The following is a 16,048-nucleotide window of genomic DNA, read 5'->3' as shown; positions in this document are numbered from 1 at the left end:
AAAGGTCCATATTTAGTAACATCCAAGCCATTATTAATATAAGGTTATGTTATGTCGTTTATCAGATTATGCACATTGGCTTTAATTGCCACTTCCTCTTTGGCTGCTTGTAGCAGTTATGAGCAAGCAAATATGAATAATAAAACCAGTGTGAGTCAAATAAAAGATAGCACCGCGTTTGTCCATTCGATTAAACCGAGTCATTCTGACGCAATCATTGGTCAAGTGACTGAGGTCATCTCGCAAGACAGAGAGCAGCAAAAAGTTACTATCGTCGCTCAAGATGGACAGACGTATACCGCAGAAATCAGTAAAGCCAACTTTGCTCAGAAAAACGCCCATCAAATGCAGAAATTAATCATAGGCGATTATGTTGAAGTGATGGGAGAGCAATCGACATTACAATCAGAGGTAGATAGTAAGCACCACATTACTGTCCATGCGATGCCTTATGTTTTACGTAAAATCATCATCGCTGACCATCAAGTAGACTGTGTCGGTGTTGCGCCGCAATCATGCTTACTGACTAAGCCTGCTGAACAAGCTAACGCCGACTGGGAGTATCGATATAGTGGTATAGAAGGTTTTGATTTTGAACCTAATTATGAATACACTTTGCTCATCAAGAATACACCGATTAGCAATCCGCCTGCTGACGCATCATCAATTCATAGCACGCTAATAAAAGTCATTGAGAAACAAAAGACCAAATCTTAATTGTTAAAAATGAATAGCTCATAAAAGATCAATAGCGTTATACTAAATACTAAAAAGCCCTACTAATCTACTAGCAGGGCTTTTTAGAAATTGAAGATCATACGTCAACCAATCACTAACTGCTCCAAACCATCATCAGCCGTTGCCAAATTAGCCACCATAGATAACGCATGGGCTTGCTGGCTAGTATGATTTGCCTTTGGTGTAGCCGCTGTGCCACCACGTAGCCAGTTACTAGCTGTAGTGTCACTATTGTTGTTTTTCTGCTGATTTTGCAAATTATACCAAGCTAAGTCATGATGCAATGCGACCACATCTCCCATAATGAGCAAGGCTGGCGTGGGTAGCTGATTTTTTTCTTGCAATTCAACGATGTCGGCAAGCGTTCCCGTTAATACCTGCTGATTGGGCATACTGGCATTGGAGACTATAGCAATCGGGGTGTCGCTGCTGCGCCCTGCATCAATCAAGCCTGTCGTCAAACGCGCCAGCGAATGCAACCCCATATAAAAGACGACTGTTTCATCCGTATTCAAAAAGCTCTTAAAGTTATTATTGGGCGCGCCAGCCTTTAAAAATCCAGTGACAAAACGTACCGACTGCGAATGATCACGGTGAGTCAATGGAATACCGGCATAACTGGCAGCGGCATTGGCAGCGGTAATACCAGGTACGACTTGATAAGGGATACTGTGCGCACGCAAGCTCTCAATTTCTTCGCCGCCACGGCCAAAGATGAAAGGATCACCGCCCTTTAAACGCACCACACGGCGACCTTCTTTTGCGCTATTGACCAACAATTCATTGATGCCTAATTGCGCTACTGCATGATTGCTGCGTTTTTTACCAACAAACACTTTATCGGCATCACGGCGGCATAGGTCTAATACTTGCGGTGAGACGAGCGCATCATAGTAAACAATGTCAGCCTGCTGCATGAGACGCAGCGCTTTAAAAGTGAGCAGCTCTGGGTCACCTGGGCCTGCACCAACGATATAGACTTCGCCTACATTATTTTGTAGGGTTTGAGGTTCTGTAGATATATTATTCTCTGTATGTTTATCACTGATAATTGATGCTGTTTTATCTAAATCGGCTTGTAATTGTGCCGCCGCTTCAGTTTCATTACCCGCAAACATCAGCTGACTGACTGGACCTTCAAATGCCTTTTCCCAAAACTGCCTGCGTCCTGTCAGCGTAGGTATTTTAGTTTTCACTTCGCTACGAAAATCGCCAGCAAGCTTTGCCAATTTACCATAGCCTTGTGGAATCAAGGTTTCAAGGCGAGCGCGTAATAGACGTGCCAGCACTGGCGCTTTGCCGTTTGACGATATGCCAATCACGATTGGATTGCGATCAACAATCGCAGGGAAGATAAAATCGCATAAATGCGGCGTATCGACGACGTTTACAGGGATATTTAATGCCGTCGCATCGGCATGAATTTGATGGTTCAGCGCTTCGTCATCCGTGCCAGCGATAATGACGCGTGCGCCTGTCATATAAGTTTTATTATAATTCTCATAAATGAGTGCGTGCTTACTGTCACTGAGCAAGGCTTGTATTTCGTCGCTGATATTTGGCGCAAGAACAGTGATGCACGCGCCAGCACGGCTGAGCAAATCCGCTTTACGTAACGCCACATCACCGCCGCCAACAATGAGTACTTTACGGTCTTCTAATTTAAAAAATAATGGAAAAGTGTTCATAGGATTACCTGTAACTCATTCAATGTAAGGTATGTCGCTATTATGAGGTATCACAGGCATACGCTCACGTAGCGAATTGGCATTAGCATATTCGTTTTTGTCATGTTGGTGAGGGTTTTTGATGTAAAAGGGAATAGGTGAGTCGTGAAATACAGAACTAAAAAAGCCACAGGCTTACGTCAAAGCTTGTGGCTGTCATGTAGATTAGATTTTTGCATTAGATATTAGCAATAACGAGATTTGACAACGTACAAAATCTACTCAAACTCACTCAGCATCTTAGTCATACGGGCATCTTTTTGTTGCCAGATATCCTCTAACCAATCAAACATCATTTTTTTGGTGGTTTCATCACGGTCATAGCCGCCGTCCATGATGGCAGCAAATAATTCGTCTGGTATCTTTAAGCGAGTCACATCGACGCCCAAACGGCGAATATTGCCTTTCCATAAATCATCATAGTCAGGCGCGCCGTCTGGGTAGACAATGGTCACGTCCAAGATAGAATCCAACTCATTGCCTAACGCATTAATTGCTAACGACAAACCGCCAGCCCGTGGTTTTAACAAATGCTGATAAGGGGATTTTTGTTGGTCATGTTTTTCTTTAGTAAAGCGCGTGCCTTCCAAATAGTTTAATAGCGCAAAGGGTTTGTCCTTTAATTGACGACATGCCCGCTTAGCCTCAAGCAGGTTTTGTTTTTTAAGCTCTGGATTTTTGGCCATCGCTTTGGCAGAAAAGCGCTTCATCATTGGAAAGTCTAAGAAATAAAAGGCTTGACCGATGACAGGAATATAAATCAGATTAAACTTGGTAAAAAACCGTGTCAGAGGCAGCGTATCTTGGCTGATATATTGCACAATGCTGGTATCAACCCACGATTGATGGTTGCTTACCAATAGATACTGTTTGTCTTCGCTCAGATCGTCAGGCAGGTTAATGCGCCAGTCTTTGTGAGGCAGGGCATGATCAATGACGGCGTTATTACTATTAATCCAGTATTTGGTAATCGCAATCAGCGCATCATCCGCAGCTTTTGCTCCTGTCAATACTTTTGCCGCTCCCAAAGTCCAGATGGGCAGACCCACCATCGCACTATTGGCAGTAAGAACACTCGTACCGGTTAAAAAAGAGGCTGTCTTGCCTACCGCTGGTAGCTTATCGTGCAATTTTTCATAGAGTGAATCGATTTTTTTTATAAAAGACATAATAAATATCCATATTGATGAGCGCGAGTGCCTATAAGGAAATAAAAAAGGATGAGTAACTTTGTCCATGATGTGGCTTCATAGCGTCGGTTTAATACCGAGCAGCCACTAAGGCAAGCCATAGAATACCGCAATGTTAGACAATAAAACGTTCAAGAAACGTTAATTATTCAAGAGATATTCAAGAATAGTAGAAAATTGTCTATTGAGCAGACTATTTGCTATAGTTTGGCGGCCTCTAATGAATACTTTATATAATAAGCTATTGTGAGGAAGAGGAGGATGTATGTCATGGTTCACCATAGCGTATGAAGCGAGCTGTTAAAGCAATAAACGGTAGTCAATATGATTGTAGTGCTAATCTAAGATGTTGAACATTATTCCGCGTGGCGCCGCGCTAAGTTTAGCGTCTGCTTTGTTTGGCATACTTTTATTATTGGCTTTTGTGCTGACTTATCAAATAAGTTGGTCAATTTCTGGTGTCTATCGCTATGATCTGTTGTTGGCTTATGCTTTGATTATTCAGTTTCTTTTGGTTTATTTCAAATTAGAAACGCCGCGTGAGGTATGGGTCATTGCTATTTTTCATATCATGGCCATGGCAATGGAGCTGTTTTTAACCCATCCCAAAATTGGTTCTTGGTACTATCCTGAACCAGCAATTTTTAGAATTGCCACTGTGCCACTTTTCGCCGGTTTTATGTATTCGGCCGTAGGTAGTTTTTTAGCGCGTGGCTTAAGATTGTTTAATGCCTCTTTTACCGACTTGCCACGTTTACTATGGGTGAGTGTATTGGTTATTTTTTCTTATGCCAACTTCTTCACTAAGTTTTTTGTCCCTGATATTCGCAATATATTGTTCATCGCTTCGATAATTTTATTTTGGAAAACCAGAGTGTTTTTTCAAATACATCACAAAAATAATCTTCAACTGCATGATACCAAGCAATATCAATGTCCATTTTTACCATTACTGTTGTTCCTCGCTTTTTTGGTTTGGTTGGCAGAAAATATTGCTACTTTTACCAATATTTGGCGTTATCCCTCACAAGCAAATGTATGGCATATGGTAGGTTGGGGTAAGCTGGGCTCTTGGTACTTATTACTGATGTTAAGTCTAGTGTTGGTTTTGGCAGTCATGGGTAAAAGGGATGAGAAAGGTGGTTGGCAGTTAGCTCAATAATTTTGATACTTGCGTGTGTCCTCATTTTTTTGGCGGTAGCGCTTGAATGATATATTCAAATTTTGTGGGACTAAATATTGAATCTACTATGACAATAAAAAAACACCTCTTATATCTAAGAAGTGTTTTATCGTAAAACTACGAAATACCTAAAGTTGCGTGTGCAAGCCACACTCACGGCTTTCTTCTACTTTCGTCGGATCAAAGTAATCAAATTCATTCGGTAAGTTATGCTCTTCGAGATAAACATCTAAATCAGCATCAGTGTTTTCAAACAATGGTGCTACTTTTAACACGCCATCTTTTGATAGGCTAAGTACATCAAGACCTTGGCGGAATTCGGTTTGATCTTTACGAATCGCATTGAACCAAACATCTGGCTTTAACTCATCTAGCGCACGGCGGAATGGCTCCAGCTTCACTTGGTCAGTGAATTCATCATGCTGTGGGTTGTCGATACCTGGGATACCGTTCATGGTCGCGTCACGATACGCCGCCGTTTGCTTAGGAATATAGGTGATGACGTTTAAATTTAAATCACGGATGACTTTATTGGCAAATTGATAGGTGGCATCCGTATTGTAGCCTGAGTCTACCCACAATACCGTGATATCAGGACGTTGCTTAGCAACCAAATGCAGAATCGCTGACTCGTATGGGCGGAAGTTAGTCGTGATGATTGGGTTTTTCGCTTGGCTTAATGCCCACTCAACGATTTGCTCAGGCGACTTGCCTTGCAATGCTTGGTTGGCTTGGTCGAGGTCTAAATTTGGATGTAATTGGCTCATAATACCTTCCTTAATGGTTGTTAATATAAAGTTAATATAAAATCGTTGATTAAAAATTTATGGTCAATGTTAAAGCTAGGCGATTGAGGGTTCTGACGGTTTAGCAAACATCGGTAAATCCGAAGCACTTTGTCCATCATAACTACTGGCAAGGGCAGTAAATGCTTGCTCAATACCGAATTTAGAGTCTGGCTGCATGTCATGCTCGCTCAATACAAAGCTATCAACACCCATGCGCAGTAGATATGCGATTTGATCACGGCCAAACGCGCCAGCCACCCGAATCTCACCTTGGTAGCCAATTTGGCGTAGGGTACGTGCAAAGCTAAAGTTGCGACCATCAGCAAATTTAGGTACATCAATCACGATAAGCGCCTGCGTTGATAAGAAATCACCAATACCTTCTAACGCATCAGCATCGGTGTCAGCCGTCACCCACAATCCAAGGCGGCTACTGTGCTGTACTATCAGCTCATAAACCTCTTTGATAAGACCACCGACCTGCGCACCTGATTCGTCTAATAGGTCAGCGAGCGGTACAATCACATCGGGCTTTTCTTGCCTTTGTAGCAGCTCAAGCAAAGTGATGTTTGTTGATACAATGCTCTCTGGTAGCACGTCCGTAGTGAGCACATACCAGTTATCTTGACTGCTGATATCTGTGCCATGACTGTCCAAAATATGATGATTAGCCATAGACCTTCTCCTTAAATGGATCAATACCAACGCGTTCAACCAATTGACCAAAGCTTTCGACATCATTGTCGGTGCTGGCACGCAAGTCTACATAGACATCAACGATTTGCTGTATGGTATTGGCAACCTCAAGAGCAGGGACAGATTTACCTAAGATTTTGCCAAGTTTGGCATCGTCACTGGAATTGCCACCAATGCTGATCTGATACCAATGCTCACCTTTTTTATCCACACCCAAGATACCAATGTCACCTGTATGATGGTGCGCACACGCATTGATACAACCAGACATGTTTAAGCGAATCTCACCCAAATCATACAGATAGTCCAAATCATCGAACTGTTTTTCGATCTGTTCAGCGATGTTGTGTGTCGTCGCATTAGCAAGCGAGCAGTAATCCCAACCTGGGCAGACAATCATATCTGTTAGGGTATTGATATTAGCGCGTGCTAAATGCAACTCTGCTAGCTGCTGCCACAACTCATAAAGGTTATTGGTTTGCACATCAGCGAATACCAAATTCTGCTGATAAGTACCACGCAGCTCACCAAAACTGTATTTGTCAGACAGATTAGCCAGTGCATCCATCTGCGACTCGCTGACATCACCAGAGGGCACATATTTGCCATCGACCAAGCCTGCTTTGAGCGAAATAACGACCGCACGATAACCAGCGACTTTATGCGCCACCGTGTTTTGGTTATACCAATTGGCAAAATCTTTATCAGCATTTAATTGCTGTTGTAGCTCAGACTGTACTTGTAGCGCATCAAACGACACATAGTCAGGCTCACTAAAAAAGCTGCTTGCTGTTGCAAAGTTCTCATCAGTTAAGGTAAGCGAACCATCTTTGGTGTGGGCTTCCCACTCAGCATTGACCAGTTTGGCAAAGGCAGGGCCTCCCATGCTCTCGACCAAAATCTTGATACGTGATCGGTATTTACTGCCTTTATCACGGCGACCATGCAAGTTATAGACACGCAAGATGGCGTCTAAATAACTAAGCAGATGCTGACGCGGCAAGAACTTATTGATGACTTTACCAAGAACAGGAATACGTCCTAGACCACCACCGACCAATACTTCAAAGCCAATCTCACCTTCATCGTTGGTTTTGATATGCAGACCCACATCATGTACTTGGGTTGCCGCGCGGTCATCATTGGTACCGATGACGGCAATCTTAAATTTACGTGGTAAAAAAGCAAACTCAGGATGGAAGGTTGACCACTGACGAATAATCTCACAATAGGGACGTGGGTCAGCGATTTCTTCTTTATGAATACCAGCATATGGATCGGTGGTTGTGTTACGAATACAGTTGCCCGAGGTTTGGATCGAGTGCATTTGTACTGATGCCAGCTCTGCCAAAATATCTGGCACGTCTTCTAGCTTTGGCCAATTCAGCTGGATATTGGTACGGGTCGTGAAGTGACCATAACCTTTATCGTACTTACGAGTAATTTCAGCCAATTTTCGCAATTGGTAGCTGGCAAGTAGCCCGTAAGGAATGGCGATACGCAACATCGGTGCATAACGCTGAATATAAAGGCCGTTTTGCAATCGCAGCGGCAAAAATTGCTCTTCTGGCAGCTCACCTGCCAAAAACCGTTCGGTCTGGTCGCGAAACTGAGCGACTCGTTCTTCTACCAAGGTTTGGTCAGCGTAATTATATTGATACATGACGTAATCTCAATTTTGTTTTTAGTCTTAAAAGCAGTGACGAAAATGATTTGCGTGTGTAATCGGTCTTATTGCCAGTCGCAAGGTAAACCATTCAGAGTCACATCATATAAGCTTGCGTCTATAAACATAAATTCCTTTAAGACATATGTATATCCAAACACAGCATAAATTTTCATAACGAAAGTTAGGTAGCCTATGCTTATCAAATTTATCACTACCCATAAAGGTTATAAATCAATATGACATCTATCACCTCTAAGCAACCATCAAAACTCGTTCCGCCGCATGGCAGCACTGATCTTAAGCCGCTATTGTTGAATGCTGAGGCACGCGCTCAAGCATTGAAACTTGTTAGCACTTTGCCGACCATTACGCTAAGCTCACGTGAGCGTGGTGATTTAATCATGTTCGGTATTGGTGGCTTTACGCCGTTGAATGGCTTTATGAATCAAGCAGACTGGCAGGGTGTGGTTGATGATATGCGTTTGCAAAGTGGTGACAATGCGGGTCTGTTTTGGCCAATTCCGATCACCTTGTCTGCACCAAAAGCGACTGCAGATAGTTTGAGTCAAGGCGATAAAGTAGCCTTGGTTGCTCAAGACGGCGAAATCATGGGTATCTTGACGGTAGAAGAAACCTATACCATCGATAAAGAGCATGAGTGTCAGCATGTATTCACCACAACAGACCCAGAACATCCGGGTGTTCAACAAGTTTTAGAGCAAGGCGAAGTCAATATTGCAGGTAGTGTCGAGGTATTGAGCGAAGGCGAGTTCCCAACGTTATATCCAGAAATCTACAAAACGCCAGCAGAAACGCGTGAAATTTTGGATGCTAAAGGTTGGAAAACAGTGGCCGCCTTCCAAACGCGTAATCCAATGCACCGCTCACATGAGTATTTGGCAAAAATTGCGATTGAGATCTGTGATGGCGTATTGATTCATTCATTGCTAGGGGCACTCAAACCTGGTGATATCCCAGCCGACGTCCGTCAAGAAGCCATTAAAACCTTGATTGATAATTATTTTAGACAAGACACCGTTATTCAAGCCGGTTATCCGCTAGATATGCGTTATGCCGGTCCACGTGAAGCACTGTTGCATGCCGTATTCCGTCAAAACTATGGCTGTAGCCACTTGATTGTTGGTCGTGACCATGCTGGTGTCGGCGATTATTATGGGGCCTTTGATGCACAAACGATTTTTGAACAGGTTGGTAAAGATGATCTTATCACTCAACCACTAAAAATTGGCTGGACGTTCTGGTGTAATGCTTGTAATGCCATGGCTTCCGACAAGACTTGCCCGCATGAAGCGTCTGAACACGTTAAAGTATCAGGTACCAAGCTGCGTAAAGCGCTATCAGAAGATGAAGTGGTGCCAGAGAACTTTAGCCGTCCAGAAGTACTACAAATTTTGCGTGATTATTATGCTGGTATCGCAAGAGAGGAACGTGCTGAAGTGAAATTAGTCGGTGCCTCTGCGGTGTAAACCAAGATTATCAGCATACAAACCAGTATCAAAAAAAGGTGTCAGACTTATCGTCTGACACCTTTTTTTGATACTGGTTTTCAACGCCTGTTATCTAAGCTAGCGTTTGTTATCTATTAAATCTCTAAATCTGTTGTCAGCTTTTGATAGTCACCGACCAATGTGCCACCGCCCGAACAAAAATAATTCAACGCGTATTTATCTTGACTATCAATAGTCAGCTTATCATCCTTAAATTGAAAGAATGCCGTACTGTCATTGACTTTGCTTTGGAAAATAATGCCGTGCGCGTCATCTTGACCCATTAATGTCGCCTTGCCATCAAACTGACAACTGGGCTTTTTAATATCGCTACGGGCGCGAACCTTTATGTTGATTTGCTGATCACTCTCTGCCCGTACCATGACGCCAACCCAATCATAGCCTTGTGCCCGCTTTTCATAACCTTCATCAGCATAATCTCCAACGACTGCTTGCACAGCTGGCATGACATCGGCTATTGGTTGTTTTACGGCTTGGTGATTCACGCTAGGTGTCACGTTATTACAGCCACTTAAGGCAAACAGAGCCGCCGATGTGGTGAAAAATACCGAAAAAAAGCGTGAGTGACGAGCGGCACGAGGTGGAGACATGATCATTTAAGTACCTTTGATAAAGGAGTGATTAAGAGGAATGGTCGTTATCTAAACGCAACGCCTAACAGCATGGCTGTAAGGATATTAGAGATAGTATCGTTTACATAAAGGCTCGTCTATAGAGTAAGCAATACCATTACTTACTCAAAAGTGTCTGCTCATCACTATAGCGCAAAATACTTAGAAAAAATAAGCCTTGTGAAATAATTAATAAAATGACTTATGCCAAGTTAATCACTCGATAAGCGCATTTGTCACTAAGCATTTGACTCACATGCTGTTAGCATATTTCTCATTATCCATAGAACCGTACCCAAAGAATTATGAGCATTAATAAGATTGTTAATGCTGTGGAAAACGCTTCTATCAACATTATCGAGAGCACCCATGCAACCAGATAACAAAAGTATTCAGCAAGTATCTAAAAATCTTCGTTTTGCGAACATACATACATTTATTGAGGATAAAGAGACACCAACGCCGCTCGCCAATATCAGTGTTAAAGTTGGTAGCGTACTAGCGTTTGCCATGCTAATGACAGGCTGTAATCCTACCGAAGCCACTCAACAAGATGGCTCGAACGCAACGGTTGATGCAAAAAATATCAGTTTATTAAATGTCTCTTATGATGTATCACGCGATTTTTATAAAGATTATAACGCTTTATTTAGCGCAGATTATCAGCAAAAGCATTCAGACAGTCAGGTCAATATCAACCAATCACATGGTGGCTCAAGCAAACAAGCGCTGTCGGTTGCCAATGGCCTGCAAGCAGATGTAGTCACCTTAAACCAAGAAAGTGATATGAATCTGTTGGTTAAAAAAGGCTTGGTTGCCTCTGACTGGCAGCAAGCGTTCCCGAACAATGCGGTGCCTTATACCAGTACCATGGTGTTATTGGTGCGCGATGGTAACCCCAAAAACATCAAAGACTGGTCGGACTTGGCGCGTAACGATATCGACGTGGTGATACCAAACCCGAAAACCAGTGGCACCGCGCGTTATGCGTTTTTGGGTGCCTATGGTTACGGATTACATCAATTTAAAGAAACGGTGCAAAGTCCTGCCAAAACGGATGATTTTATCAAAAAGCTACTGGCAAACGTGGTCACTTATGACAATGGTGCGCGCGCCGCAACGACCAGCTTTACTCAGCGTGGGCTGGGCGATGTGCTCATCACGACCGAAAATGAAGCGCATTTAGCCGTCAAGCAATTTGCTAAAGGACAGGTCAATATCGTTTATCCCAGTTATTCTATTGTGATTGCGAACCCAGTGGCGGTCGTAACAGCCGTTACTGACAAGGGCGGCAAGACGGCAGCGGCAAATGCTTACCTAAAAGGTTTATGGGACACTCCAGCACAAGAGCTCATGGCACAGATGTATATGCGTCCCAGTAACCCACAAGTGCTGGCAGCTCACAAAGCAACCTTGCCTGATATTGAGACTTTTGAGCCGGTAGCAGTGTTTGGTTCTTGGGAGCAGATTATGAGCACTTTCTTTGTCGATGGTGGGCGTTTTGATCAGCTGGCAAGAGTGAAGTAGGGAGCCTTTATCAAGAGATTGTCAATGGCCTGATACATACTCAAAGTGCTCAATTTGTATGAGCCAGAGCGGGTAGTTAGTAGGGTGTCAGCGTTATGTATTAACGATACTATTTAAGTAATTGATAACCTTGTATTTATCCCTTTGTTATTCCATTTTGGCAATAACATACGCATATTCATCATTAAACATAATAAGATGGCACTGTTAGCATACTTGCATTACTTAACAGATACCTTTGAGGGATTTATGACATACGCTTTGCACTATCAACAAAAAAGTAAAAAACGTCACGTCTTGAGCATTGCAGGCGTTGCATTAACCTTGGGGCTGGCTGGCTGTAGCAATAGCGAGACAGAGACGACTGCTAATGCAGATGGCACAGTTGCCACAGAAGGTCAAAATATTGAGCTGCTGAACGTCTCTTATGATGTGGCACGTGACTTTTATAAAGACTACAACCCATTATTCGTTGAGCACTATAAAGCGGAAAATCCAAACAGCAATATCCTAATCAAGCAGTCACATGGTGGCTCAAGTAAACAAGCGCTGTCAGTTGCCAATGGTCTGCAAGCAGATGTCGCCACCATGAACCAAGGCTCTGATATTGAGCTGCTTGAGAAAAAAGGCTTGGTTGAGTCAGATTGGGAAAGTAAATTCCCAGACAATGCCGTCCCTTTTACCAGTACCATTGTATTCCTAGTCCGTAAAGACAATCCAAAAGGTATCAATGACTGGGAAGATTTGACCAAAGAAGGCGTTGAGATCGTCATGGCCAATCCAAAAGTGACCGGTAATGGTCGTTATGCGTTCTTGGGCGCTTATGGTTATGGCTTACATGCTTTTGATAAAAACGAGACCAATGCCAAAAACTACGTGAAAGACATGCTCAAAAACGTCAAAGTTTATGAGAATGGCGGGCGCGCTGCGACCACCACTTTCGTTCAGCGTGGTATCGGTGATGTCCTAGTGACTTTTGAAAATGAAGCCAACCTTGCCGCAACTGATTTTGGTGCTGGTAAAGTTGACATCGTTTATCCTAAATACTCTATTAAATCAGAAAGCCCTGTTGCGATTGTCAAGTCAGTAACAGATAAAAAAGGCACAACGGATGCCGCAAAAGCTTATCTTGACTACTTATGGAGCGAGCCTGCTCAGCAGCTAGCAGCCAACCTATACTTGCGTCCTAGCGTCAAAAGCGTCCTTGATAAAAATGGTGATAAATTACCACCAATCGAAACATTCCGTCCAAATGATGCCTTTGGCACGTGGGATGAGATTATGGGTACTTACTTCAGTGATGGCGGTGTATTCGACCAGCTAGCCATTAACGCCCCGCAGTAATCACTTTCTAAGTGCATAAGAGAAGCTACTGCGCTAGCAAATGCAGTCAGTTACACCGTTAGTTATGCTGAACCTCATAAAGGACATGGTCATATACGCTATGTCCTTTATACCGTAAGCACACTAATAACTACCTGATAGCATGGTTTTATGCACGACATCATCGTTAAATGCTTTCTGTTAAGTGCTCTTTTTAAGTATCAATAGTGAAAACCCACGTTAAGCAATAACAATAAATAGTAATCATCGCTAAGTACGATTGGTTAGGCAATAGGACATCATTATGAGTGCAAAAACATCTCCTGCCAGCAAAGCCCCTGCAAAAAAAGGGTGGTTAACACGTTTGCGCCAACGCAATGTGCTGCCAGGGTTCGGCCTGAGCATGGGTATCACGGTCTTTAGTTTGTCGCTACTGGTGGTATTGCCGTTTGCCATGATGGCCTATACCACGACTCAGATGGGTTGGACTGGATTCTGGGAGACGATTAGTCAGCCGCAAGTCACTGCTGCTATCAAGCTAAGCTTATGGATGTCATTTTTGGCGATGCTGACCAACATGGTGTTTGGCACATTGGTCGCTTGGGTACTCGTACGCTACGAGTTCTGGGGTAAGTCGCTGATTAATGCGCTAGTTGATTTACCATTTGCATTACCAACGGCGGTCACAGGCATTTCGCTTGCGACCCTTTATGCCCCTAATGGTTTGATTGGTCAGTGGTTTGATAAATTTGGCATTCAGGTCGCCTTTACACCCATAGGTATTTGGCTCGCCTTGGTTGTGGTCAGTTTTCCCTTTATTGTCCGTGCGGTACAGCCTGTACTCGCTGAGCTATCGGTTGAATTTGAAGAGGCAGCCGCGGTATTGGGTGCCAATCGCTTGACGACGTTTCGCAAAGTAATTTTGCCAGAGCTTTTGCCGGCTTTACTCATGGGTGCAGGCATGATGTTTGCCCGTGCCACTGGCGAGTACGGTTCGGTTATCTTTATCGCTGGCAATATCCCCATGCAATCAGAGATTTTACCGCTCATTATCATTAGTAAACTAGAGCAGTTTGATGTTCAAGGGGCTTCTGCAGTTGCATTATTTATGCTACTGATCTCATTTGTGATCTTATTGACCATTAACATTATGCAGTGGAAACTGTCGCGCCGTGTAGGAGCTCGCTAATGCAAATATCTAATAGCTACGACTACCAGAGCAACGCAGCGACTAAAGATACGCCATGGATACGCCTTACCTTTATCGTCATCGCAGTGCTATTTATGGTCATCATGTTGGTCATTCCTTTACTGGCTGTGTTCTATGAAGCTTTTAAAGGTGGCTGGCAGTTGTATATTGCCTCGCTGGTTGATCCAGAAGCCCTGCAAGCCATTAAACTGACGTTAATTACCGCGGCTATCGTCTTGCCCATCAACATGGTGATGGGTATCGCAATCGCATGGCTAGTGACGCGCTATCAGTTTAAAGGTAAGCAGCTGGTCACCACTTTGCTTGATCTGCCATTTTCAGTATCACCCGTCGTTGCAGGTTTGATGTTTGTTTTACTATTCGGACTCAATTCCACCATTGGCGGCTGGCTTGAAAGCATGGGATTCCAAGTTATTTATGCGGTTCCAGGTATTGTATTGGCAACGCTGTTTGTTACTTTCCCTTTTGTAGCACGTGAGCTGATACCGCTGATGCAGACGCAAGGCGACTCTGAAGAGCAAGCGGCATTGACCTTGGGCGCGACTGGTTGGCAGACGTTTTGGCATGTGACATTACCCAATATCAAATGGGCACTACTTTATGGTTTGATTTTGACCAATGCGCGGGCAATGGGTGAGTTTGGGGCGGTGAGTGTGGTATCTGGTCATATTCGCGGCGAGACCAATACCATGCCACTACTGGTTGAGATTGCTTACAATGATTATAACTTTACCGCCGCTTTTGCCTTATCGAGCCTACTAGCTGCATTGGCATTGGTGACGTTGCTTATTCAACAAGTCATGACTAAGCTACAAGAGCGCAAATTTGCCAAGTCCGAACGGCTGGCAAGTGTGCCTGAGTTACTGGTAAGTGCCAACGCTACTAAGGCTACCAATACTACTGATGCAACAACCGCTGAAAGTTCGGATAAGTAATACTATCTACACTTGGTCTGAAAGGGCTGGCATTAGATTTAATTTAATAATGTAAATGCGGTAACCAAAAAATCTGCCACCATACCAAAGATATAATAAGAGAACCCATTATGAGCATCGAGATTCGCAACGTTAATAAAAAATTCGGTCAGTTTACCGCCTTAGATAATATCAATATCACCGTGCCGACTGGCAAGCTGACCACTTTGCTGGGACCATCAGGCTGTGGCAAAACGACGTTGCTACGCATTATCGCCGGCTTAGAGTATGCTGACTCAGGGCAGATATTGTTTGATGAGATGGATGTGACCAATACGCCAGTACAAAAGCGCCATATTGGCTTTATGTTTCAGCATTACGCATTGTTTCGTCATAAAAATATCGCCGATAATGTCGCCTTTGGACTGACCTTGTTACCAAAGAATGAGCGGCCAAGTAAGGCAGATATCAATAAGCGCGTTGCTGAGCTATTAGACTTGGTGCAGCTGCCACAAGTGGCCAATGCTTATCCGCATCAATTATCAGGCGGTCAGCGTCAACGGATTGCGCTGGCACGCGCCTTAGCAGTGAAGCCAAAATTATTGTTGCTTGATGAGCCTTTTGGCGCACTCGATGCCAAGGTACGTAAAGAGCTGCGCACGTGGCTAAAGAACATCCATCATGAGCTTGGTATTACCAGTATCATGGTTACTCACGATCAAGAAGAAGCCCGCGCCGTCTCAGATGAGATCGTGGTCATGAATCAAGGGCGGGTAGAGCAGGTAGGCACATCGGAGGAGCTGATACACCAGCCAGCCAATGCGTTTATCAGTGATTTTTTAGATTTGGCATAGTAAAATTTGGTGCAGTTCTTCTATTATCACCCATAAAAAAAGACCTACAATAAATAGGTCTTTTTTTATGGGTTAAAGCAGGTATCAAT

Annotated in this window: 13 protein-coding genes and 1 pseudogene; 8 read left to right on the top strand and 6 right to left on the bottom strand. The window is 43.6% G+C overall.

All coding sequences use genetic code 11. The features are described from left to right. Positions 1-51 precede the first annotated feature (51 nt). Positions 52-717, top strand: a complete 666-nt coding sequence (locus JMW85_RS07595; RefSeq protein WP_201581343.1) for a DUF4377 domain-containing protein — start codon at positions 52-54, stop codon at positions 715-717. Positions 718-821: 104 nt separating this feature from the next. Here the strand turns inward: JMW85_RS07595 and cysG are convergent, their stop codons facing one another. After that, positions 822-2,426, bottom strand: a complete 1,605-nt coding sequence (gene cysG, locus JMW85_RS07590; protein WP_201581342.1) for a siroheme synthase CysG — start codon at positions 2,424-2,426, stop codon at positions 822-824. A gap of 257 nt (positions 2,427-2,683) precedes the next feature. Further along, on the bottom strand, positions 2,684-3,634 hold the full coding sequence (locus JMW85_RS07585; protein ID WP_055125451.1) for an acetyltransferase: 951 nt from the start codon (positions 3,632-3,634) through the stop codon (positions 2,684-2,686). Between the two features lie 367 nt (positions 3,635-4,001). On the opposite strand from JMW85_RS07585, the gene JMW85_RS07580 reads away from it, so the two are divergent. Further along, positions 4,002-4,817 (top strand): DUF817 family protein, encoded by an 816-nt coding sequence (locus JMW85_RS07580; RefSeq protein WP_201581341.1) that lies wholly within the window; start codon positions 4,002-4,004, stop codon positions 4,815-4,817. 149 nt (positions 4,818-4,966) lie between these two features. On the opposite strand, the gene JMW85_RS07575 is transcribed toward JMW85_RS07580, so the two are convergent. The 3 genes from JMW85_RS07575 to JMW85_RS07565 form a co-directional block, all read right to left on the bottom strand. Next, entirely contained in the window at positions 4,967-5,605 is a 639-nt protein-coding gene (locus JMW85_RS07575; protein ID WP_087814249.1) for a phosphoadenosine phosphosulfate reductase domain-containing protein, read from the bottom strand. A 75-nt stretch (positions 5,606-5,680) separates the two neighbouring features. Beyond that, complete coding sequence (locus tag JMW85_RS07570; protein ID WP_201581340.1) at positions 5,681-6,301, bottom strand: DUF934 domain-containing protein; 621 nt, start codon at positions 6,299-6,301, stop codon at positions 5,681-5,683. After that, the gene (locus tag JMW85_RS07565) at positions 6,294-7,985 is read right to left on the bottom strand and encodes a nitrite/sulfite reductase (RefSeq protein ID WP_201581339.1); all 1,692 of its coding nucleotides are present in this window, start codon (positions 7,983-7,985) and stop codon (positions 6,294-6,296) included. Before JMW85_RS07565 ends, JMW85_RS07570 begins: the two co-directional genes overlap by 8 nt. A gap of 242 nt (positions 7,986-8,227) precedes the next feature. On the opposite strand from JMW85_RS07565, the gene sat reads away from it, so the two are divergent. Then, entirely contained in the window at positions 8,228-9,478 is a 1,251-nt protein-coding gene (gene sat, locus JMW85_RS07560; protein WP_201581338.1) for a sulfate adenylyltransferase, read from the top strand. Positions 9,479-9,594: 116 nt separating this feature from the next. Here sat and JMW85_RS07555 read toward each other — a convergent pair whose 3' ends face one another. Continuing rightward, positions 9,595-10,116: a hypothetical protein gene (locus JMW85_RS07555; protein ID WP_201581337.1), complete on the bottom strand. Its 522-nt coding sequence runs from the start codon at positions 10,114-10,116 to the stop codon at positions 9,595-9,597. Between the two features lie 525 nt (positions 10,117-10,641). Here JMW85_RS07555 and JMW85_RS07550 point away from each other — a divergent pair. The 5 genes and pseudogenes from JMW85_RS07550 to JMW85_RS07530 form a co-directional block, all read left to right on the top strand. Then, entirely contained in the window at positions 10,642-11,658 is a 1,017-nt protein-coding gene (locus JMW85_RS07550; protein WP_201581789.1) for a sulfate ABC transporter substrate-binding protein, read from the top strand. Positions 11,659-11,907: 249 nt separating this feature from the next. Continuing rightward, positions 11,908-13,002: a sulfate ABC transporter substrate-binding protein gene (locus JMW85_RS07545; protein ID WP_201581336.1), complete on the top strand. Its 1,095-nt coding sequence runs from the start codon at positions 11,908-11,910 to the stop codon at positions 13,000-13,002. Positions 13,003-13,285: 283 nt separating this feature from the next. After that, on the top strand, positions 13,286-14,170 hold the full coding sequence (gene cysT, locus JMW85_RS07540) for a sulfate ABC transporter permease subunit CysT (protein WP_198329918.1): 885 nt from the start codon (positions 13,286-13,288) through the stop codon (positions 14,168-14,170). Beyond that, on the top strand, positions 14,170-15,126 hold the full coding sequence (gene cysW / locus JMW85_RS07535; protein ID WP_201501256.1) for a sulfate ABC transporter permease subunit CysW: 957 nt from the start codon (positions 14,170-14,172) through the stop codon (positions 15,124-15,126). Before cysT ends, cysW begins: the two co-directional genes overlap by 1 nt. Positions 15,127-15,236: 110 nt before the next feature. Continuing rightward, positions 15,237-15,956: pseudogene (locus tag JMW85_RS07530) on the top strand (sulfate/molybdate ABC transporter ATP-binding protein); the annotation flags it as partial. Positions 15,957-16,048 lie beyond the last annotated feature (92 nt).

This window comes from Psychrobacter glacincola (assembly GCF_904846075.1).
Taxonomy (GTDB): domain Bacteria; phylum Pseudomonadota; class Gammaproteobacteria; order Pseudomonadales; family Moraxellaceae; genus Psychrobacter; species Psychrobacter glacincola_C.
This window is presented reverse-complemented; position numbering and strand designations above follow the sequence as displayed.

Coding starts and splice junctions, on each gene's coding strand:
- JMW85_RS07575 (WP_087814249.1), bottom strand. CDS start 5,605: ATGAGCCAATTACATCCAAATTTAGACCTCGACCAAGCCAACCAAGCA.
- JMW85_RS07595 (WP_201581343.1), top strand. CDS start 52: ATGTCGTTTATCAGATTATGCACATTGGCTTTAATTGCCACTTCCTCT.
- cysW (WP_201501256.1), top strand. CDS start 14,170: ATGCAAATATCTAATAGCTACGACTACCAGAGCAACGCAGCGACTAAA.
- JMW85_RS07550 (WP_201581789.1), top strand. CDS start 10,642: ATGCTAATGACAGGCTGTAATCCTACCGAAGCCACTCAACAAGATGGC.
- sat (WP_201581338.1), top strand. CDS start 8,228: ATGACATCTATCACCTCTAAGCAACCATCAAAACTCGTTCCGCCGCAT.
- JMW85_RS07555 (WP_201581337.1), bottom strand. CDS start 10,116: ATGATCATGTCTCCACCTCGTGCCGCTCGTCACTCACGCTTTTTTTCG.
- JMW85_RS07580 (WP_201581341.1), top strand. CDS start 4,002: ATGTTGAACATTATTCCGCGTGGCGCCGCGCTAAGTTTAGCGTCTGCT.
- cysG (WP_201581342.1), bottom strand. CDS start 2,426: ATGAACACTTTTCCATTATTTTTTAAATTAGAAGACCGTAAAGTACTC.
- JMW85_RS07570 (WP_201581340.1), bottom strand. CDS start 6,301: ATGGCTAATCATCATATTTTGGACAGTCATGGCACAGATATCAGCAGT.
- JMW85_RS07585 (WP_055125451.1), bottom strand. CDS start 3,634: ATGTCTTTTATAAAAAAAATCGATTCACTCTATGAAAAATTGCACGAT.
- JMW85_RS07565 (WP_201581339.1), bottom strand. CDS start 7,985: ATGTATCAATATAATTACGCTGACCAAACCTTGGTAGAAGAACGAGTC.
- cysT (WP_198329918.1), top strand. CDS start 13,286: ATGAGTGCAAAAACATCTCCTGCCAGCAAAGCCCCTGCAAAAAAAGGG.
- JMW85_RS07545 (WP_201581336.1), top strand. CDS start 11,908: ATGACATACGCTTTGCACTATCAACAAAAAAGTAAAAAACGTCACGTC.